Genomic DNA, 19,424 nt, shown 5'->3' with positions numbered 1-19,424 from the left:
CTTGTCGGTTTCAACTCTATCCATAGCTCTATCACCGGGGACCGACTTTATCGTTCCGTGCGCCACCCCCATATGATGGGAACCACCCACCAACCAGCGAGGAATTTCGTGCGCACTTTTATCTCGGCTGCAGCGGTACTCATCGGGCTCGTCCTGGCGGCCGTCGCGGTTCCGGCCATGTGGGTGGACCGGAACATCGTCCAGGAGGACGGCTTCGTGGCCTTCACCGCGCCGCTGGGCACGGACCCTGTGTTTCAACAGAGGCTCTCAGCGGCCGCCGTCGGCAGCCTGGGCGCCGAGCGGATCCCCGAATCGCTGAGGGGACTGGTCACGCCGATCCTGGACAGCGCGGCCCGTTCCCTGACCAGCATGCCCGGCTACCCTGATGCCTGGACCGACACCCTGCGCAAGAGCCACCGGCTGAATTTTTCCGACGCCGGGACGCTGCCGGCCGAGGCCGGCGGCGGCACCGCGCTGACGCTGGACCTTGCGCCGCTCGTCGGCCTGGTGGCGAAACAAGTGGCTGATGCCACCACCCTGCCCCTGGAAGCCCCCGACCAGCTGCTGATCACCATCGGAGCGCCCGAGCAGCGGCAGATCCTCGACCGGGTGGCCGCCTTCGCGCCGATGGGGTACGCAGCGGCAGCCGGCGCCCTCATCGCCTTCGCGCTTGCCTTCGTTTCCGCCCGGCGGCGCTGGACGGTCGTGGCCGGCATCGGACTTGGGACCCTTGTGCTGGCCGGTGCCTGGACGCTGGCCGTCGACGCCGTCGGGGGTGCCGTGGCGCGAACCCGCAGCGGCAACGAAATGGCGGAGATCTTCAAGAGTGAGTTCGTCTCGGCCGCCAGCGCCAGTTTCGGGCAGTGGACCCTGACGGCCGTTGTGGTTGGCGGCGTCCTGCTGGCAGTCGGCCTCGTGCTGCGCCTCGTCGGCGGGCGCCGGCGAGGGCCCGCTACCGGGCCACGGTAGTGCCCGCCCAACACCGGTAGCATTGGGGCATGACCTCCACCGCTGTTTCCATCCCGATGCCCACCGTTCCGCGAAGGCGGCGTTCGCCGGAAGAAGTGCTGGCGGCGGCAACCGTCTCCGGCGCGAAGAGGGTCCTGCTCGCGGCCCCCCGTGGCTACTGCGCCGGCGTCGACCGTGCGGTCATCGCGGTGGAAAAGGCCCTGGAGCACTACGGGCCGCCGGTGTACGTCCGCAAACAGATCGTCCACAACGTGCACGTGGTCAGTTCCCTGGAGGGAAAGGGCGCGATCTTCGTGGACGAGACCGACGAGGTCCCTGAAGGGGCCCTGGTGATTTTCTCCGCGCACGGTGTCTCACCCGCCGTCGTACAGTCCGCCGAGGACCGGGGGCTGCGGACCATCGACGCCACCTGCCCGCTGGTGACCAAGGTGCACAAAGAGGCGGTCCGCTTCGCGAAGGACGACTTCGACATCCTGCTGATCGGCCACGACGGCCACGAGGAAGTCGAAGGAACGGCCGGTGAGGCCCCGGAACACATCCAGATCATCAACGGCCCCCATGAGGTCGACAAGGTCACGGTCCGGGACCCGGAGAAGGTCATCTGGCTGTCCCAGACCACGCTCAGCGTCGACGAAACAATGGAAACCGTCCGGCTGCTCAAGGAACGGTTCCCGACCCTGCAGGACCCGCCCAGCGACGACATCTGCTACGCGACCACCAACCGCCAAGTGGCCATCAAGAAGATCTCGCCGCAGGCCGACCTGGTGATTGTGGTCGGATCGGCCAACTCCTCGAACTCGGTCCGGCTGGTGGAGGTGGCGCTGGAGTACGGCGCCAAGGCCTCCTACCGGGTGGATTTCGCCAATGAGGTGGACGAAACCTGGTTCGAGGGAGTCGCCACCGTCGGCGTGACCTCGGGCGCCTCGGTCCCCGAAGTCCTGGTCAAGGATGTCCTGCGGCTGCTCGCCGATTACGGCTACGGATCGGTCGAGGAAGTCGTCACGGCCGAGGAGGACCTGCTCTTCTCGCTGCCCAAGGAGCTTCGTGCCACGCTGAAGCAGGCGGGCGACGTCACCCGTGCCCTCGGGGGCCGCGGCACACGCGCTGCCCAGACCTCCTAGTCCACCCGCGCCTGCACCTACCCGGACTTCCGGGGGCGCCTTCGCGGGCCTGTTTCCTACGCCGCGGACTCCTGGTCCGTTACGGCGGACCCGAGCCCGGGCGCGTGCCCGGGCTGGAGTTCCGGGGCGGCAACGGAACGCGGCGTTACCTCCACTGCCGCGGGCGTGGTCAGCCCGGCCGCGTCCAGTGAATTGAGTTTCCGGGCGGTCGGCAGGACGCGGGCCTCCAGCGTGCCGACCATGGAGTTGTAGCGGTCCACCGACGTTTTGAGCGAGGCGCCGAGCTTGCTGACATTCTCCCCGAGCGTTCCCATCCGCTCATAGAGCTGGTGGGCCAGCTCGAAGAGCTCCCGCGCGCTGTCCGTCAGGACGTCCTGGCGCCAGGTGAAGGCGACGGACTTCAGGACCGCGAGCAGGGTCGACGGGGACGCCAGCACCACGTTCCGTGACAGCGCGTAGTCCAGCAGCGCCGGGTCGGCCGACAGCGCGGCCGCCAGAATCGACTCGGCCGGCAGGAAGCAAACCACAAGTTCCGGGGAGTTGCCCGGAATGTCCCAGTACTTCTTGTTGCTCAGCGCGTCCACATGCGCCTTCAGGGCCTTGGCATGCGCCAGCAGATGGGTCTGCTGGCTGCCCGGTCCCTGCGCATGCAGTTGACCGACGCCGGACGCCCCGAGCTCTTGCGCCGCCAGGTAGGCGGCGAGCGGCACCTTGGCGTCCACGACCAACTGCTTCTGGCCCGGAAGCTGCACGACGAGGTCCGGCCGGAGGCTCGAGTCGGTCGCGGCGCCCTGCTGCTGGGCACTGTGCACCTGTTCGTGGAAATCGACGTGGCGCAACATGCCGGCCGCTTCGACCACGCGGCGCAACTGGACTTCGCCCCACTGGCCACGGGCACTGTTGGACCGCAGCGCGGACTCCAGCGCATGTGTTGAGCGCAGCAGCTGTTCGTCGGACAGCCGGGCCTCCTGCAACTGCTGGGCCAACTGTCCATACTGCTCCAGCCGGTCGCGCTCCAGCAGCGACACCTGCTGTTGGACTGCCGTGAGCTTCTCCGCCACCGGCGCCAGGGCACGCAGCACGCTGCCGTCCTGGTTCCGGGACTCGCCGAGTTCCCGGTTTTGGACGGCCAGCAGCCGCCTCTCGGCGTCGGCGGCGGCGAACTGCGCGCTGACCTCGGACAACCGGCCGGAGACGGCGTCGAAGTCCTGCTCAACCGCGAGCGTGCGCCGGCGGACCAGCAGGTAGACCACGGCTGCGCCGGCGACTGCGCCGACAAGCAGCATGAGGAGGGAAAGAATCAGTGCGAAAGCGTCCATGTCTTCACTCTGGCACGCCCCTGCGACAGTTTCCGGCCGACGCCCTGCGGGCATCCGTCCGACGATGGCTGGACGGGCGCGGGGAGGGCGTGGGGGAGAACTGGAAGAGCAGGTAGAATTAGGCCTCGTGGCACTTACTATTGGCATCGTCGGACTGCCCAACGTCGGCAAATCAACCCTTTTCAACGCACTGACCCGCAATCAGGTGCTCGCTGCGAACTATCCGTTCGCAACCATCGAGCCGAATGTGGGCGTCGTCAGCCTGCCGGACCCGCGGCTTGCCAAGCTGGCCGCCGTCTTCGGATCCCAGCGCCTGCTGCCCGCTCCGGTATCCTTCGTCGACATCGCCGGCATCGTGAAGGGTGCCTCGGAAGGCGAAGGCCTGGGCAACAAATTCCTCGCAAACATCCGTGAGGCCGAGGCCATCGTCCAGGTGGTGCGCGTGTTTGATGACCCCGACGTCATCCACGTCGACGGCAAAGTGGACCCCCGCTCGGACATGGAGATCATCAACACCGAGTTGATCCTGGCTGACCTGCAGACCATCGAAAACGCCATCCCGCGGATCGAAAAAGAAGTCAAGATCAAGAAGCGGGACGCCGCCGAGCTCACGGCCATCAAGGCAGCCCAGGCCGTGCTGGAACGTGGTGACACCATCTTCTCCTCGGTCAAGAAGGACAAGCTGGAGATGGAGCACCTCAGGGAGCTCAGCCTCCTGACCGCCAAGCCGGTCATCTACGTCTTCAACGCGGACGAAGGCATCCTGGGCAGCCCGGAGAAGCAGGCGGAACTGCGCGCCATGGTGGCCCCCGCGGACGCCATTTTCCTGGACGCGAAGCTTGAATCCGACCTCGTTGAGCTGGACGAGGAAGAAGCCCGCGAAATGCTCGAAATGAACGGCCAGGACGAATCCGGCCTTGACCAGCTGGCCCGCGTCGGCTTCCACACCCTCGGGCTGCAGACCTACCTGACCGCTGGCCCCAAGGAAACGAGGGCCTGGACCATCCACCAGGGCGACACGGCCCCGCAGGCGGCCGGTGTGATCCACTCCGATTTCCAGCGCGGTTTCATCAAGGCCGAAGTCGTCTCCTTCGACGATCTCATCGAAGCCGGGTCCATGGCGGAGGCGAAGTCCCGCGGCAAGGTCCGGATTGAAGGCAAGGAATATGTTATGGCCGACGGCGACGTGGTGGAGTTCCGCTTCAACGTTTAGCCCAAGCCACGAAAATCGCGTCCCGGCAAGGCCGGGGCGCGATTTTCGTGTGTGGACACTTCATATTTTGCCGATTTAAGGCCGATTTAACTAGGCCGCTGGGTGCGTTTTGATTCCTCAACCGCCGCCGGGGCCGGAGCCCATCCCAGCGCGGGACCCAGTTTGGTGGCCATGTCGGTGAGGATCTGGACGTAGTCCTCATGGGCGAAGCTGAAGGGCAGCGCGAACGCCACCTCGTCGACCTCCCGGAACCCCGCGTGAGCGTGCAGCTGTTCGGCAATCTGATCGCTGGTGCCGATCAGATCGGGGGCGAACAGCACCCCTTTTGGCCCCTGTGGTGACCGAGTCCGGGGAGTGCGTTCATCGACGTATCGTTGGTACTTTTCCCGCTGTGTCGCTGACGCCGAATCGGTTGGGATCACGACCAGGCCTTGCGAGACCCGGGCCGGCCCGTGCGGGTGGGCTGATGTTGCGGCAGCTTCCCGGTAGGCACGGATTTGTGATTGCTGGATTTGGGCAAACGCCGGTTCCTGATTCTTTTCGGCGAACATCACACTGCTGGTGAGCAGATTGAATCCGTTGGCCCCGGCCCAGATAGCCGACTTCCTGCTTGCCGCCCCATACCAAAGGCGTTCGCGTAGCCCGGAAGAGTGCGGCTCGACGCGGTTGGAGAATTCCTCGACGACACCCTGCCTGCCGGAAAAATCCCGGAGCGGTTCCCCTGCAATCAAGCGGGCAAGCCGATCCAAGCGTGCGTAGCTGAAGTCCTCCAGCTCGGCGGAATCCGGGTACAACTCGTGCTTCACCGTGTCGTAGTGCATTGGTTCACCAACACTCAGGCCCGGATTGATTCGTCCGCCGGCGAGCAGATCCACCGTGGCCAGGTCCTCCGCCAGGCGCAACGGGTTTTCCCAGCCCATCGGGGTCACGGCGGTTCCTAGCCCGATCCGGGAGGTGCGCTGGCTGGCCGCGGCCATGACCGCAATGGGCGAGGAGATTCCGAACTGCAGATGGCGGTGGCGAAGCCAGGCGCTGTCGAATCCCAGCCGCTCGCCCAGTTCGATGATCTGCAACGTCGATTCGTGCCCCGCGGCTGGATCCGCCGGATCGAACAGGCCGATGGTGAGGAATCCGAGTTTGCGTAGCGGTCGTGAGGAGTCGGGCATGGGCTTCCTTCCGTGATCGGGGTGCGGCTGATGCCCATGATAGGTGGGGGATCAGAGGTTGGTTCCGACAATGGTGGGACGTTTACCCGCCAAGACATTGACGCTGGAAGTGAGCCGTTCGTCCGCAGTGCTTCCGGGGAATCCCACGCCGAGCAGCGACGGGGCGGGCGCGGCGGGGAACCCATGGAATTGCAGGCCCCGTGGGGTTCCGCTTTAGCGTGTGATGGCGTGATGATTTCATCAAGTAATTAAGGATTAACTCGAGGAGCCCCGATTTTCTAATTGGGGCTTTTCTGTGCCCGGAGCCCATTAGCGCCGAGCATGCGGCGCGTCAAGACTGTTGGCGGAATTCGACCGGGGACTTTCCGGCGAATGTTGCAGCTCGGTAACGAACTTTACAGTGGGTCAACTTTGCGTGCCGATCGCCGGATTTGGGTTTACGCTTCATCCCATGTGAGACGGCCCACACTGCCGATGGGGGAGTGTGGACGTCTGCCCGGTGCCTCAGGCCTCGGTCTCAACCACACCACAGAAACAAGGAGGCGGAATGCGCTTCGGTCGTATTTCCAAAGCAGTGGGTGTGGCAGCAGCAGCTGCCCTCGCCCTCAGCGCCTGTGCAGGCAACAGCGGCGGGTCAACCCCGTCCACTGCTGCGGCAGCAAGCAAATCAGGCGGATCAGCAACAGTCGTGGAGGTGAACGCCTTCAACACGTTCAACCCCAACACGGCTGACGGCAACACGGACATCAACTCCAAGGTCAGCTACGCCACCCACTCGGGTTTCTTTTACATCGACAACAAGCTCAATGTCGTCCGGAACGAGAAGTTCGGCAAGATGGAGAAGACCTCCGACGATCCGCTGACGGTGAAGTACACCATCAACGACGGCGTTAAATGGTCGGACGGAACCCCCGTAACCACTGCTGATCTTCTGCTGCAGTGGGCCGCCTTCTCCGGGTACTACAACGATGCCGACGCAGAGGCAAAGACTGGAACCGCCTACTTCTCCTACGCCGGTGATCCGACCGGGATCGCGCTGTCTGACTTCCCGGAGCTCAGCGACGACGGCAAGTCCATGACGGTCAAGTACTCCAAGCCGTTCTCCGACTGGGAAATCGCGCTCGGCGGCCCCGGCATCGACATCCCGGCCCACGTGCTCGCCAAAAAGGCCGGCCTGACGGATGCCAAGGCGTTCGTTGACCTGCTGAAGGGCATGCCGCGCGGCGATGCCAAGGCGCCCGCGCCGGCCAACGCGAAGCTCCAGGCCATGGCCGAGCTGTGGAACACCGGCTTCGACTCCAAGACCCTACCGGCGGACCCCAGCCTCTACCTCTCCAACGGCCCCTACATTGTCAAGGGTGTCAACCAGGACCAGTCCCTGACCATGGTCAAGAACAAGGACTACAACTGGGGGCCGGAAGCCAAGCTGGACGAAATCACCGTCCGCTACATCGGTTCCGCGCCGGCCCAGGTACAGGCGCTCAAGAACGGCGAAGCCGACATCATCGCACCGCAGGCTTCGGCTGACACGGTGGAGCAGCTGAAGGCCCTGGAAAGCCAGGGCGTCACGGTCGAGATCGGAAACCAGCTCTCCTACGACCACATCGACCTCAACTACAGCGGCGTCTTTGCTGAGCAGAGCGTCCGCGAAGCGTTCATGAAGAGCGTCCCGCGCAAGGACATCGTCGACAAGATCGTCAAGAAGCTCGACCCGAAGGCTGCACCGCTGGACTCTCAGCTGTTCGTGCCGGACCAGGCCCTGTACACCGAGTCCGTCAAGGACAACGGATCCTCGGCCTACGCGGATGTCGACATCGAGGGCGCCAAGAAGCTCCTCAACGGTGCCACGCCTGAAGTCCGCATCATGTACAACAAGGACAACCCAAACCGTGCCGACATGTTCGCACTGATCAGCGAGTCCGCCGCCAAGTCAGGCTTCAAGATCGTCGACGGCGGACTGGGCAAGTCTGACTGGGGCAAGGCCCTGGGCGACGGCAGCTACGATGCCACCATCTTCGGCTGGATCAACTCGGGTGTTGGCGTTTCCGGTGTTCCGCAGATCTTCAAGACCGGCAACGACTCCAACTTCAACCAGTTCAGCGATCCGGAAGCCGACAAGCTCATGGATGAACTGATTGTCACCACCGACAAGGGCAAGCAGGACGCCCTGATCAAGCAGATCGACAAGAAGATCTGGGCTTCCGCCTACGGCCTTCCGCTGTTCCAGGCAGTCGGCGTGGACGCTTACAGCGACCGCATTACCGGCGTGAAGTACATGCCGAACCAGACCGGTGTCTGGTGGAACTTCTGGGAGTGGGCACAGAAGTAGCCGACGACCGCAAGTGACACTTGCTAGCTAAAGGCGTCGGGACCGGGCATTCTGGTTCCGGCGCCTTTCTAGCGATACCCCCTCATGATGGCGGGCCCTGCCACACCATCCGCGGGGAAACGGCCAAACTCTGCGACCGGTCCGGGCAACCCCTGGGCCCCAATTCCGAGGTTCTATTCCCATGGTGACCTACATAGTCCGGCGGCTTATTACCGCCGCCCTCATACTCCTTGGCGCATCCTTCCTGGTGTATCTCCTGACAGCGGCGTCAGGCGATCCCCTCGAGGAATTCCGTGCCAGCAGCGCCCCCAACAAACAGCAGCTGATGGACGCACGCACCGAGCTGCTGCAACTGGACACCCCCGCCCCGCTCCGGTACTTTCAGTGGCTCGGCGGGGCGGCCAAGTGCCTTATCCCGTTCGCCGACTCCTGCGACCTGGGCAAGAACATCGCCGGCCAGCCCATCACCGATGCCCTGGGGCACGCGCTGATCCAGACCCTGACCCTTGTCACGGGCGCCACCGTGCTGGCGATCCTGATCGGCATCACGCTCGGCATCATCACGGCCCTGCGCCAGTACAGCACGCTGGACTACGGCGTGACCTTTATGGCCTTCCTGTTCTTCTCCCTGCCGATCTTCTGGGTCGCGGTCCTGCTGAAGGAGTTCGGCGCCATCGGGTTCAACAACTTCCTCAGGGATCCTGAGGTGCCGATGCCGGTAGCCCTGCTCATCGGTGCTGTCGTCGGCGTGCTGACAGCAGTGGCACTCGGTGGCGAGCTGAAGCGCAGGGTGCTCGTCGGCGGCGTCGTTTTTCTGTTCGTCGCCGCTGTGCTCGTGTATTTTTCTGCCACGGAGTGGTTCAAGACCCCGGGGCTGGGACCGGTCGTCATTGCGATCGCCGGCGTCGGCATTGCGTTCGCCGTGACCCTGCTGTCGGCCGGACTCAAAAACCGCAAGGCGCTGCAGTCGGCGCTGATCGCAGTCGGCGTCGGTCTGGTGGTCTACTTCGTCATCCAGCCACTGCTCAATGAGGCGACCTTCCTGATGATCGTGCTCCTCGCGGGGGCCGCCGTGCTCGTCGGCCTGGGCATCGGCTACCTGATGGGCGGCTACGACCGCGGACAGTCCATGCGGGCCGCTGCGCTCACCTCGTTCCTGGTCGGCTTCCTGATCCTGCTGGACCGTTACATGCAGGCGTGGCCGACGTACTTCAACAACAGCCGGGTCCGGGGCCGTCCCATTGCCACCATCGGCGCCGGCACCCCGAACATCGAGGGCGATTTCTGGATCCTGAGCCTGGATTCCTTCACGCACCTGATCCTGCCGACCATGGCGCTGATCCTGATTTCGCTGGCCGGCTACACCCGGTTCACCCGGGCCTCAATGCTGGAAATCATGAACATGGACTACATCCGGACCGCCCGCGCCAAAGGCCTGTCGGAGCGGACCGTCGTGATGCGCCACGCCTTCCGCAACGCACTGATCCCGATCGCCACCATTGTGGCCTTCGACATCGGCGGGCTGATCGGCGGCGCCGTCATCACCGAAACGGTCTTTTCGGTCCGGGGGATGGGCTTCCTGTTCCTGGACGGCATCCAGCACATCGATCCCAACCCGGTGATGGGCGTCTTCATCTGTGTGGCCATCACAGCCATGGGCTTCAACCTCATTGCGGACCTCGCGTACTCCGCACTTGATCCACGCGTAAGGGTAAAAGCATGAGCCAGCCAAGTCAGCAGGACGAAATCATGGCCGAGGACGCCGGGCTGCCGGCGGCCGGCGTCGAGCCGATCCTCGAAGCCAAAGGCCTGAGCCAGGGCCAAATCGTCCGGAAACGGTTCCTGGGCCACTCCGGCGCCATCATCGGGCTTGTCGTCTTCGCCATCATCTTCCTCACCGCCTTCACCTCCGTCGGCTACTGGGGCATCCCCGGCTGGTGGAAATACAGCCACGACCAGGTCACGCCCCTGGTCAACGACGGGGTGCCCACCGCCTCGCTGTGGCCACTGGCCTGGGGCGAGCACCCGTTCGGCCAGGACCGGATCGGCCGGGACCTTTTCGCCATGACGATGCGCGGCGCCCAGCAATCCATTACCGTTATGGTCGTGATCGGCCTTATTGCCGGCCTGGTCGGCGTCGTGATCGGTGCACTGTCCGGCTACTTCCGCGGCTGGACGGAAGCGGTGCTGATGCGCCTCACCGACGTCATCATCATCATTCCCGGGCTGCTGCTCGCCGCGGTGATGGCACAGATGGCCGGCCGGCGGGACTCCGGCAGCTGGTTCGCCTCCTTCGCCAGCAACAACGGCATCCTGGCGCTGGGCATCTTCCTCGGCCTGATCACCTGGGTCGGACTCGCGCGGCTGATGCGCGGGGAGTTCCTCTCGTTGCGCGAACGCGAATTCGTCGATGCGGCGCGGATTTCCGGGGCCAGCAATGCCCGCATCATCTTCAAGCACATCCTGCCCAACGCCGTCGGCGTGCTGATCGTCAATGTCACGCTGACGATGTCCGCCGCGATCCTCACCGAGACGGCCCTGAGCTACCTCGGCGTCGGGGTCAAAGCCCCGGATACCTCGCTCGGGCTGCTGATTTCGCAGAACCAGGAGGCCTTTGCCACCCGGCCGTGGCTGTTCTGGTTCCCCGGCCTGTTTATTGTGCTGATCTGCCTGAGCATCAACTTCATCGGCGACGGACTGCGGGACGCCTTCGATCCGCGGCAGAAGAAATTCAACGCCAAGAAGGCCAAAGACACCGGAAAGCACCCCGTCGAAGCGACCCCGGTTACCGCGTTCGACGGAACCAAGGGCGACTAGATGGCTGCCCCCCGCAGTGCCGGCACGGCCAAGCTACTGGGCCGCGATAGCCCAGTAGCTGGCCGCCGTCAACAGTACGACGGCGGCGGACGCCGCCCAGCGGTAGCGCACCGTGACCTTCGTGGTGGCGGCATCGCCGGCCGCCAGTGCGCCGCTCTCCGCCAGCTCCTGCCAGCGCGTCCGCACCAGGCGGGCCGCCTGGCCAGAGTCCGTGGTCTTGAGATCCCCGGGACGGACAGACTGGCCGGGACCGTAGGTGGTTGCCGGCAGGCCCCGGAGGTCCTCCGGGTGGGCATTGCGCCCGCCCCAGATGCCGGGCGCCGGCGCTGCCCAGGCCCCGTAGCTTTTGTGGGCTGTGACCAGGGTGAGGGCAAAACGGGTGTCGACGTGGACCAGGGCTTCCCAGGGCACCAGGATCGACCGGAACGGATTCTCCAGGGTGATCCCGCCGTCATGCACGATGACGGCCGGCAACCAGAACAGCTGCCAGCCCAGGAACGCGACCAGCAGCAGCGGCGCCGTTCCGGCCAGGGCCGCCGGGCCGGCCACGATCATCGTAACGGCGATTCCGAGGGCAGCGACCGACCACGACAGCCATGCGAACCAGGTGTTCGTGCGGGCTTTAAAGATTTCGACGTTACCGGCGTGCGGCGCAGAGCTCATGCCCCCAATAATTCAGTATTCCGAGCCGCAGCACTAATCCCCGGTGGACCGGCGGCCCGGATGGAAGGAAGACCCCCTCATGACTGACTTCATCACCCTCGATCCGGCCATCACCCCGGCTCCGGGCAAGAGCGCACCCGTCCTGGAAGTCCGCGGCCTGAGCGTCGACTTTGGTGTGGACAAGAAATGGGTGCCGGCTGCGATCGGGCTGAACTACGAGGTGCGGGCCGGCGAAGTGCTCGCCATCGTGGGGGAGTCGGGCTCGGGCAAGAGTGCCAGCTCAATGGCCCTGCTGGGTCTGCTGCCGAGCAACAGCCGCGTGAGCGGCAGTGTCAAACTCGCCGGCAAGGAGCTGCTGGGCGCAGATGAGGCCAACATCCGGGCCGTCCGCGGCAAGGAGGTGGCGGTGATCTTCCAGGAGCCGATGACCGCCCTGAACCCGGTCTACACGGTAGGCGCCCAGATCGTTGAGACCGTCCGGCTGCACAGCGAGGTCTCACCCGCCGATGCGCGGCTGCGCGCCCTGCGGATGCTCGAGCTCGTGGAGCTGCCGGATCCGGAGAAGGCCTTCCGCTCCTACCCGCACCAGCTCTCCGGCGGCCAGCGACAGCGCGCGATGATTGCCCAGTCCCTGTCCTGCGACCCCAAACTGCTGATCGCCGACGAGCCCACGACCGCCCTCGACGTGACCGTCCAAGCGGAAATCCTGGACCTCATGCGCAACCTGCGGAACAAGCTGGACAGCGCCATCGTCCTGATCACCCATGACATGGGCGTCGTGGCCGACCTGGCTGACCGGATCGCCGTGATGCGCCGCGGGGTGATCGTGGAAACCGGCACGGCGGCGGAGATCTTCCACAACCCGCAGCACGAGTACACCAAGGCACTGCTCGCGGCCGTTCCGCACCTCGGACAGGGCGGCACGGACACCGCCGCGGAAGTGGATGTCACCGCAGCCCTCGCCGCAGCCACCCACGTCGAACTCAGCACGATCCCGGAGGAACAGCTGCTCCAGCGCGAGCGGGAAAACGCCGCGGCCCTGGCCGCCGCGGAAGCCGCCAGGCCACAGGGGACGCCGGTGCTGGAGCTCACCGACGTCGCGATCGAATACCCCAAGCAGGGCCGAGTGCCGGCGTTCCGGGCCGTTGAAGGCGCCAACCTGGTGATCTTTCCGGGCCAGGTGGTCGGTCTCGTGGGGGAATCCGGTTCCGGTAAGACCACCATCGGCCGCGCCGCCGTCGGGCTGCTGCCGGTGGCGGCCGGCACCATGAGGGTCGTCGGCCAGGACATTTCCGCTGCAAAGCGGAACGGCCGGCAGCTCCACGAAATGCGCCGGCACGTTGGCATGGTGTTCCAGGACCCGTCGTCGTCGCTGAACCCAAGGCTTCCGATCGGGGAAAGCATCGGCGAACCGATGTATCTCTCCGGGGTGGCGAAAGGTGGTGAGCTGCAGAAGCGGATCGAGGCGCTGCTGGACCAGGTGGAGCTCCCGCGGAACTACCGCAACCGCTACCCGCACGAGCTCTCCGGCGGCCAAAAGCAGCGGGTTGGCATTGCGCGGGCGCTTTCGCTGAAGCCGAAGCTGATGGTCGCCGACGAGCCCACGTCGGCCCTGGATGTTTCCGTGCAGGCCAAGGTACTCGACCTGTTCCAGAACCTGCAGAAGGAGCTCGGGTTTGCCTGCCTCTTCGTCACCCATGACCTTGCCGTGGTGGATGTGCTGGCGGACCGGATTTGCGTGATGCAGCGCGGCCGGATCGTCGAGCAGGGCACCCGTGACCAAATTCTGCGCAATCCGCAGGAGCCCTACACCCAACGGCTCCTGGCCGCGGTGCCGCTGCCGGATCCTGAAAAACAACGGGAACGCCGCGAATTGCGCGCCCGGCTGATGCAGGCCGGAAAGAGTTAACCCCGCTTAACCCTGCTGATGGGGAAACGGAATATTACCAGCCGGTAGGTGTGACCTAAAATACGTCGCGCTTGACGAACCAGTCACGCTTTTGTCGGGTCACGGTTTGGCAACAGAGTTCCACCATCTGGACACTGTGGGGCTAAGCTACTCGGGTATGTAGGCCACGTCACAGGGGATATCTCTGTGCCTGCCTGCGGGGAAGCATAAGTTTTTCCCTCACGAACTCCCACAACTCATAGGAGGCGGAATGCGTTTTTCGCGCACTTCCAAAGCACTGGGCATGGCGGCCATCGCCGCTCTCGCCCTGACCGGATGCGGCGCCGGAGGCGGCACCACTTCCGGTAGCGGCAGCACCGGTGGCGACACCAGCAAAGTAATCCTGGTTGACGGCTCTGAGCCCCAGCGTCCCCTGATGCCGGCAGACACCAACGAGGTTGGTGGCGGCAAGATCATGCAGATGATGTTCTCGGGCCTCGTCAGCTACGACCCGAGCGGCAAGCCCGTCAATGAACTCGCTGAGTCCATCGAGGGCAAGGACGGCCAGAACTTCACCATCAAGATCAAGAAGGACCAGAAGTTCACCAACGGCGAGGTCATCACGGCCAAGACGTTCGTCGACTCCTGGAACTTCGGTGCGGCGGCTAAGAACGCCCAGCTCAGCGGCAGCTTCTTCGAGAGCATCAAGGGCTACGACGAAGCCAGCGCCGAAGGCTCCACCGTCGAGACCATGTCCGGCCTGAAGGTCGTTGACGACCAGACGTTCACCGTGGAACTCAAGCAGCCCGAGTCCGACTGGCCGCTGCGCCTTGGCTACACGGCCTTTGTCCCGGTTCCTTCCGGTGCACTCGCGGACCCCAAGGGCTTTGGCGAGAAGCCCGTTGGCAATGGCCCGTACAAGATGGCCGAAGGCGGCTGGCAGCACAACGTGCAGATCCAGCTCGTACCGAACACGGAGTACAACGGCGCCCGCAAGGCCAAGAACGCCGGCGTGACCTTCAAGATCTTCCAGAACGACGACGCCGCGTACCAGGATCTGTTGGGCAACAACCTGGACGTACTCCAGACGATCCCGACCAGCGCCCTGAAAAACTTCAAGTCTGACCTTGGCGACCGCACCATCAACAAGCCGTATGCCGGCAACCAGACGATTGCCATCCCGGAATACCTGCCGGAATGGTCCGGTGAGGCTGGCAAGCTTCGCCGCCAGGCCATCTCCATGGCCATCAACCGCGAAGAAATCACCAAGGTAATCTTCAGCGGCGCACGCCAGCCGGCCAAGGATTTCACGGCCCCCGTGCTTGACGGCTACAGCGATTCGATCCCGGGCTCGGAGAACCTGAAGTTCGATGCCACCAAGGCCAAGGAAGCCTGGGCCAAGGCAGACGGCATCCAGAAGTGGGATGCCGAGAAGACCTTCACCATTGCCTACAACGCCGACAAGGGCGGACACAAGGCCTGGGTCGAGGCTGTAGTCAACCAGCTCAAGAACACCCTCGGTATCAAGGTTGAGGGCAAGCCGTACGCGACCTTCAAGGAAGCCCGCAACGACGCAACCGCCAAGACCCTCACCGGTTCCATCCGCTCCGGCTGGCAGGCGGACTACCCGTCGCTGTACAACTTCCTGGGACCGATCTACAAGACCGGTGCCGGTTCCAACGACGCCGCGTACGCCAACCCGGCGTTCGACAAGGCCATCTCCGATGGCCTGAACGCCTCGTCCGTCGCTGACGGCAACAAGGCCATGAACAAGGCCCAGGAAATCCTGCTGCAGGATCTCCCGGCCATCCCGCTGTGGTACCAGGTTGCCCAGGGCGGCTGGAGCGACAAGGTCACCAACGTTGACTACGGCTGGGACGGCGTCCCGCTGTACTACAACATCACCGGCAAGTAACACCACAACGACGGCGGGGGCTGCCCAGACTGGGGTCTCCGCCGTCGTCGTGTTTTCCGGCAATTCTTGATGGCCCGGCTCTTCGGGCGAACTTTTAGCGGACCGCCCGCCGTGAATGAAACCGGCGCCGGTCCGCACCATAGTGAAAAGGTTCTTTGATGAACAACTCCACCGCATCCCTGGATACGATGCATGCCCGCGGGGGTGTCGAGCGCTGATGGCGACATACATCCTCAAGCGTTTCCTGCAACTGATCCCCGTGTTCCTGGGCGCGACGCTGCTGGTCTACTTCCTGGTCTTCAGCCTCCCCGGCGACCCCATCGTGGCACTCTTCGGCGACAAGCCGGTCAATGAGGCCGTGGCGTCGCAGCTCCGGGCCCAGTACCACCTGGACCAGCCGTTCTGGATCCAATACCTGCTCTACCTAAAGAGCATCTTCACCTTCGACCTCGGCCTGGACTTCTCCGGCCGCCCCATTGCCGCTGTGCTCGCCGAGGTCTTCCCGGTCACGGCGCGGCTGGCCGTCATGGCCCTCATCTTTGAAGCCTTCTTCGGCATCCTCTTCGGTCTCATCGCCGGCCTGCGAAAAGGCAAGTTGTTCGACGCTACGGTTCTCGTGGCATCGCTGATTGTCATCGGCATCCCGATCTTTGTGCTCGGCTTCCTGCTGCAGTACTTCATCGGTGTCCAGCTCGCCTGGGCGAAACCCACCGTCAGCTCGGCCGCGACCGTCCAGGACCTGATCCTGCCGGCAATCGTCCTGGGCCTGGGCTCCTTTGCCTATGTGCTCCGGCTCACCCGGACCAGCGTGGTTGAGAACATGAACGCCGACTACGTGCGCACGGCCTCGGCAAAGGGCCTGTCCCGTTTCAAGGTCGTCCGCGTGCACATTCTGCGCAACTCCCTGATTCCCGTCATTACGTTCCTAGGTGCCGACCTGGGTGCCCTGATGGGCGGCGCGATCGTCACTGAAGGCATCTTCAACATCCCCGGTGTCGGAAACCGGCTCTACCGTGCCGTTTTGTCAGGGGAAGGCCCGACGGTGGTCTCGATTGTCACCGTCCTGGTGCTGATCTACTGCCTTTCCAACTTGCTCGTTGACCTGCTGTACGCCTGGCTTGACCCGAGGATCCGCTATGACTCCTGACGTGAACAACACAAAGCATGGCGCCCCCGCTACTGCGGAGCGCCACAATGAGCATTTTGTCGCAGACCTCGCCGAGACGCCCCTTGAGGCGACCGACCGGCTCAAGGAGGACAAGGCACCCCTGAGCCTCTGGGGCGAGGCCTGGAAGAACCTGCGCCGGCAGCCGCTGTTCCTGATCTCCGCGGTCCTGATCCTCGTCGTGGTGGCCGTGTCGCTGTTCCCCGGGCTGTTTTCCGGGATTGACCCGACTTCCGAGGCTTGCCAGCTGGCGAATTCGGACGCGGGCCCCGCCGACGGCCATCCGCTGGGCTTCACCCAGCAGGGCTGTGACGTCTATGCGCGCGTTATCTTCGGGACACGCTCATCGGTGACGGTGGGACTGTTCACCACCCTCGGCGTCCTCCTCATCGGCGGCGTCATGGGTGCCGTGGCCGGCTACTACGGCGGCTGGGTCGACGCCGTCCTGGCTCGCATCAACGACATCTTCTTCGCCCTGCCGCTCATCCTTGGCGCGATCGTGCTGATGCAGCTGCCGATGTTCCGGGCCAACCGGACGGTGTGGACCCTGGTGCTGATCCTGGTCACCTTCGGCTGGCCGCAGATCGCCCGTATCACCCGGGGTGCCGTGATCGAGGTCCGCAACGCCGATTTCGTGACGGCCGCCCGGTCGCTCGGCGTCTCCAAGTTCGGCGCCCTGATGCGTCACGTCATGCCGAACTCGCTGGCGCCGATCATCGTCGTCGCCACCATTTCGCTGGGCACGTTTATCGTGGCCGAATCCACGCTGTCCTTCCTCGGCATCGGGCTGCCGCCCAGCGTCATGTCGTGGGGCAATGACATCCAGTCGGCCCAGGCCTCGCTGCGGTCCAACCCGATGCCCCTGCTCTACCCGGCAATCGCGCTGTCCATCACTGTCCTGAGTTTCATCATGCTGGGCGACGCCCTGCGTGATGCCCTCGATCCCAAAGCGCGCAAGCGATGAAAGGGGACTCATTGAACACCTCGGTAGAAATCCAGGAAGCGGGCTTTGCCGCTAAGCGCCCGCTGCTTGAAATCAAGGACCTGGCGATCACCTTCGCCACCGCCAACGACGACGTCCAGGCGGTGCGGAACGCACACCTGACCATCATGCCGGGCGAGACGGTGGCCATCGTGGGCGAGTCCGGTTCGGGCAAGTCAACGACGGCGCTGGCCGCTATCGGGCTGCTTCCCGGCAACGGCCGCGTCTCGGCCGGGCAGATCTTGTTTGACGGCGAAGACATCGCCAACGCCGGTGAGCAACGGATGATCGAACTCCGCGGAAACAGCATCGGCATGGTCCCGCAGGACCCGATGTCCAACCTGAACCCGGTGTGGAAGATCGGCCAACAGGTCCGCGAGACGTTGAAGGCCAACGGACTCCCCAGCGGCCAGGACGACGTCGCAACGGTCCTCTCGCAGGCAGGGCTGCCCGACGCCGCGCGTCGGGCCAAACAGTACCCGCACGAGTTCTCCGGCGGGATGCGCCAGCGTGCGTTGATCGCCATCGGACTGTCCTGCCAGCCGCGCCTGCTGATCGCCGACGAGCCGACGTCCGCCCTGGACGTCACCGTACAGCGGCAGATCCTGGACCATCTGGACACGATGACAAGCGAACTCGGCACCGCCGTGCTGCTCATCACACACGACCTCGGCCTGGCCGCCGAGCGCGCGGACAAAGTGGTGGTTATGTACCGCGGCCAGGTGGTGGAATCCGGGCCGTCCCTGGAGCTCCTGCAGAACCCGCAGCACCCCTACACCCGGCGGCTGGTGGCTTCGGCGCCGTCGCTGGCATCCCGGCGGATCCAGGTCGCCAAGGAACTGGGCGTCGAGACCGACGATCTGCTGGCCCCCGCCGAGGCCGTTGTGGTGGAACCGACCATGACGGAAGACGTGCTGCAAATCCAGAACCTGCGCAAGGTCTTCAAACTGCGCTCGGGTTTTGGCAAATCGACGGACTTCACCGCTGTTGACGACGTCTCGTTCAGCGTCAAAAGGGGGACGACGACGGCAATCGTGGGCGAGTCGGGCTCCGGAAAGTCCACCGTGGCGCAGATGGTGCTGAACCTCCTCAAGCCCACCGCCGGCAAGATAATCTTCGACGGCGTGGACACCTCCACGCTGAACAGCAAGGAGATCTTCGCCTTCCGGCGCCGGGTACAGCCCATCTTCCAGGACCCTTACGGCTCCCTGGACCCGATGTACAACATCTTCCGGACCATCGAGGAACCGCTGCGTACGCACAAGATCGGGGACAAGGCCAGCCGCGAAAAAAAGGTCCGCGAACTGCTGGACCAGGTGTCGCTGCCGCAGTCCACGATGCAGCGGTACCCGAACGAACTCTCGGGCGGGCAGCGCCAGCGTGTCGCAATTGCGCGGGCACTGGCACTGGACCCCGAGGTGATCATCTGCGACGAGGCCGTGTCCGCGCTGGACGTCCTGGTGCAGGCGCAGGTGCTGAACCTGCTCGCGGAGCTGCAGTCCCGGCTGGGCCTGACCTACCTCTTTATCACCCATGACCTCGCGGTGGTCCGGCAGATCGCCGACCACGTGTGCGTGATGGAGCAGGGCAGGCTGGTCGAGACCGGGTCAACGGATGACGTGTTCGACGCGCCGCAGCAGGTCTACACCCGGGCGCTGCTCAACGCGATCCCGGGTGCACGGCTGATGCTGCCGCCGGAAGTTGCCTGAACAGGTTGAGGTGAGCTTGTCAGCAGTACCCTGACCGATGTCAGGTGCAGTGCGCCGGAGCCGGTTCCCGCCCCATTGGGGTGGGCGCCGGCTCCGCCGCTTTAACGAACGTGGCCAGCTGCCGGTGGCCGGGGAATGCGTGATGTTGCTCACGCCTGCGGCTCGATT

General features: G+C 64.6%; 14 protein-coding genes. 11 read left to right on the top strand and 3 right to left on the bottom strand.

The annotated features are described in order from the left end of the window. Positions 1-108: 108 nt before the first annotated feature. The gene (locus AC50YM_RS03770) at positions 109-969 is read left to right on the top strand and encodes a hypothetical protein (RefSeq protein WP_494955667.1); all 861 of its coding nucleotides are present in this window, start codon (positions 109-111) and stop codon (positions 967-969) included. 29 nt (positions 970-998) lie between these two features. Continuing rightward, on the top strand, positions 999-2,090 hold the full coding sequence (locus AC50YM_RS03765) for a 4-hydroxy-3-methylbut-2-enyl diphosphate reductase (protein WP_494955666.1): 1,092 nt from the start codon (positions 999-1,001) through the stop codon (positions 2,088-2,090). Between the two features lie 56 nt (positions 2,091-2,146). On the opposite strand, the gene AC50YM_RS03760 is transcribed toward AC50YM_RS03765, so the two are convergent. Next, complete coding sequence (locus AC50YM_RS03760; protein WP_494955665.1) at positions 2,147-3,409, bottom strand: DNA recombination protein RmuC; 1,263 nt, start codon at positions 3,407-3,409, stop codon at positions 2,147-2,149. Between the two features lie 127 nt (positions 3,410-3,536). Between AC50YM_RS03760 and ychF the strand changes: the two genes are divergently transcribed. Further along, on the top strand, positions 3,537-4,622 hold the full coding sequence (ychF, locus tag AC50YM_RS03755) for a redox-regulated ATPase YchF (RefSeq protein WP_494955664.1): 1,086 nt from the start codon (positions 3,537-3,539) through the stop codon (positions 4,620-4,622). Positions 4,623-4,708: 86 nt separating this feature from the next. Here ychF and AC50YM_RS03750 read toward each other — a convergent pair whose 3' ends face one another. Next, positions 4,709-5,788 (bottom strand): LLM class flavin-dependent oxidoreductase, encoded by a 1,080-nt coding sequence (locus AC50YM_RS03750; RefSeq protein WP_494955663.1) that lies wholly within the window; start codon positions 5,786-5,788, stop codon positions 4,709-4,711. Positions 5,789-6,335: 547 nt separating this feature from the next. Between AC50YM_RS03750 and AC50YM_RS03745 the strand changes: the two genes are divergently transcribed. The 3 genes from AC50YM_RS03745 (at position 6,336) to AC50YM_RS03735 (ending at position 10,934) form a co-directional block, all read left to right on the top strand. Further along, the gene (locus AC50YM_RS03745) at positions 6,336-8,117 is read left to right on the top strand and encodes an ABC transporter family substrate-binding protein (protein ID WP_494955662.1); all 1,782 of its coding nucleotides are present in this window, start codon (positions 6,336-6,338) and stop codon (positions 8,115-8,117) included. A 181-nt stretch (positions 8,118-8,298) separates the two neighbouring features. Then, on the top strand, positions 8,299-9,840 hold the full coding sequence (locus AC50YM_RS03740; RefSeq protein WP_494955661.1) for an ABC transporter permease: 1,542 nt from the start codon (positions 8,299-8,301) through the stop codon (positions 9,838-9,840). Beyond that, on the top strand, positions 9,837-10,934 hold the full coding sequence (locus AC50YM_RS03735; RefSeq protein ID WP_494955660.1) for an ABC transporter permease: 1,098 nt from the start codon (positions 9,837-9,839) through the stop codon (positions 10,932-10,934). The genes AC50YM_RS03740 and AC50YM_RS03735 overlap by 4 nt, the downstream gene beginning before the upstream one ends. Positions 10,935-10,967: 33 nt before the next feature. Here AC50YM_RS03735 and AC50YM_RS03730 read toward each other — a convergent pair whose 3' ends face one another. After that, positions 10,968-11,597, bottom strand: a complete 630-nt coding sequence (locus AC50YM_RS03730; protein WP_494955659.1) for a PH domain-containing protein — start codon at positions 11,595-11,597, stop codon at positions 10,968-10,970. 79 nt (positions 11,598-11,676) lie between these two features. Here AC50YM_RS03730 and AC50YM_RS03725 point away from each other — a divergent pair, with 79 nt between their 5' ends. The 5 genes from AC50YM_RS03725 (at position 11,677) to AC50YM_RS03705 (ending at position 19,256) form a co-directional block, all read left to right on the top strand. After that, entirely contained in the window at positions 11,677-13,506 is a 1,830-nt protein-coding gene (locus AC50YM_RS03725) for an ABC transporter ATP-binding protein (RefSeq protein ID WP_494955658.1), read from the top strand. A gap of 250 nt (positions 13,507-13,756) precedes the next feature. Next, positions 13,757-15,400 carry a peptide ABC transporter substrate-binding protein gene (locus tag AC50YM_RS03720; RefSeq protein ID WP_494955657.1) on the top strand — a complete coding sequence of 548 codons (1,644 nt, stop codon included), beginning with the start codon at positions 13,757-13,759 and terminating at the stop codon, positions 15,398-15,400. 217 nt (positions 15,401-15,617) lie between these two features. After that, on the top strand, positions 15,618-16,547 hold the full coding sequence (locus tag AC50YM_RS03715; RefSeq protein ID WP_494955656.1) for an ABC transporter permease: 930 nt from the start codon (positions 15,618-15,620) through the stop codon (positions 16,545-16,547). Continuing rightward, positions 16,537-17,529: an ABC transporter permease gene (locus tag AC50YM_RS03710; RefSeq protein WP_494955655.1), complete on the top strand. Its 993-nt coding sequence runs from the start codon at positions 16,537-16,539 to the stop codon at positions 17,527-17,529. Before AC50YM_RS03715 ends, AC50YM_RS03710 begins: the two co-directional genes overlap by 11 nt. Beyond that, positions 17,526-19,256, top strand: a complete 1,731-nt coding sequence (locus AC50YM_RS03705; RefSeq protein ID WP_494955654.1) for a dipeptide ABC transporter ATP-binding protein — start codon at positions 17,526-17,528, stop codon at positions 19,254-19,256. The genes AC50YM_RS03710 and AC50YM_RS03705 overlap by 4 nt, the downstream gene beginning before the upstream one ends. The last annotated feature ends 168 nt before the right edge of the window (positions 19,257-19,424 follow it).

The sequence above is a fragment of the Pseudarthrobacter sp. RHLT1-30-1 genome (genome assembly GCF_059383415.1).
The sequence above is the reverse complement of the archived record's forward strand: the minus strand, read 5'-3'. Positions and strand labels throughout refer to the sequence as shown.

Excerpts from the sequence above, each read along its gene's own strand:
- AC50YM_RS03765 (WP_494955666.1), top strand. The coding sequence starts at position 999 with ATGACCTCCACCGCTGTTTCCATCCCGATGCCCACCGTTCCGCGAAGG.
- AC50YM_RS03760 (WP_494955665.1), bottom strand. The coding sequence starts at position 3,409 with ATGGACGCTTTCGCACTGATTCTTTCCCTCCTCATGCTGCTTGTCGGC.
- AC50YM_RS03750 (WP_494955663.1), bottom strand. The coding sequence starts at position 5,788 with ATGCCCGACTCCTCACGACCGCTACGCAAACTCGGATTCCTCACCATC.
- AC50YM_RS03745 (WP_494955662.1), top strand. The coding sequence starts at position 6,336 with ATGCGCTTCGGTCGTATTTCCAAAGCAGTGGGTGTGGCAGCAGCAGCT.
- AC50YM_RS03740 (WP_494955661.1), top strand. The coding sequence starts at position 8,299 with ATGGTGACCTACATAGTCCGGCGGCTTATTACCGCCGCCCTCATACTC.
- AC50YM_RS03735 (WP_494955660.1), top strand. The coding sequence starts at position 9,837 with ATGAGCCAGCCAAGTCAGCAGGACGAAATCATGGCCGAGGACGCCGGG.
- AC50YM_RS03730 (WP_494955659.1), bottom strand. The coding sequence starts at position 11,597 with ATGAGCTCTGCGCCGCACGCCGGTAACGTCGAAATCTTTAAAGCCCGC.
- AC50YM_RS03725 (WP_494955658.1), top strand. The coding sequence starts at position 11,677 with ATGACTGACTTCATCACCCTCGATCCGGCCATCACCCCGGCTCCGGGC.
- AC50YM_RS03720 (WP_494955657.1), top strand. The coding sequence starts at position 13,757 with ATGCGTTTTTCGCGCACTTCCAAAGCACTGGGCATGGCGGCCATCGCC.
- AC50YM_RS03715 (WP_494955656.1), top strand. The coding sequence starts at position 15,618 with ATGGCGACATACATCCTCAAGCGTTTCCTGCAACTGATCCCCGTGTTC.
- AC50YM_RS03710 (WP_494955655.1), top strand. The coding sequence starts at position 16,537 with ATGACTCCTGACGTGAACAACACAAAGCATGGCGCCCCCGCTACTGCG.
- AC50YM_RS03705 (WP_494955654.1), top strand. The coding sequence starts at position 17,526 with ATGAAAGGGGACTCATTGAACACCTCGGTAGAAATCCAGGAAGCGGGC.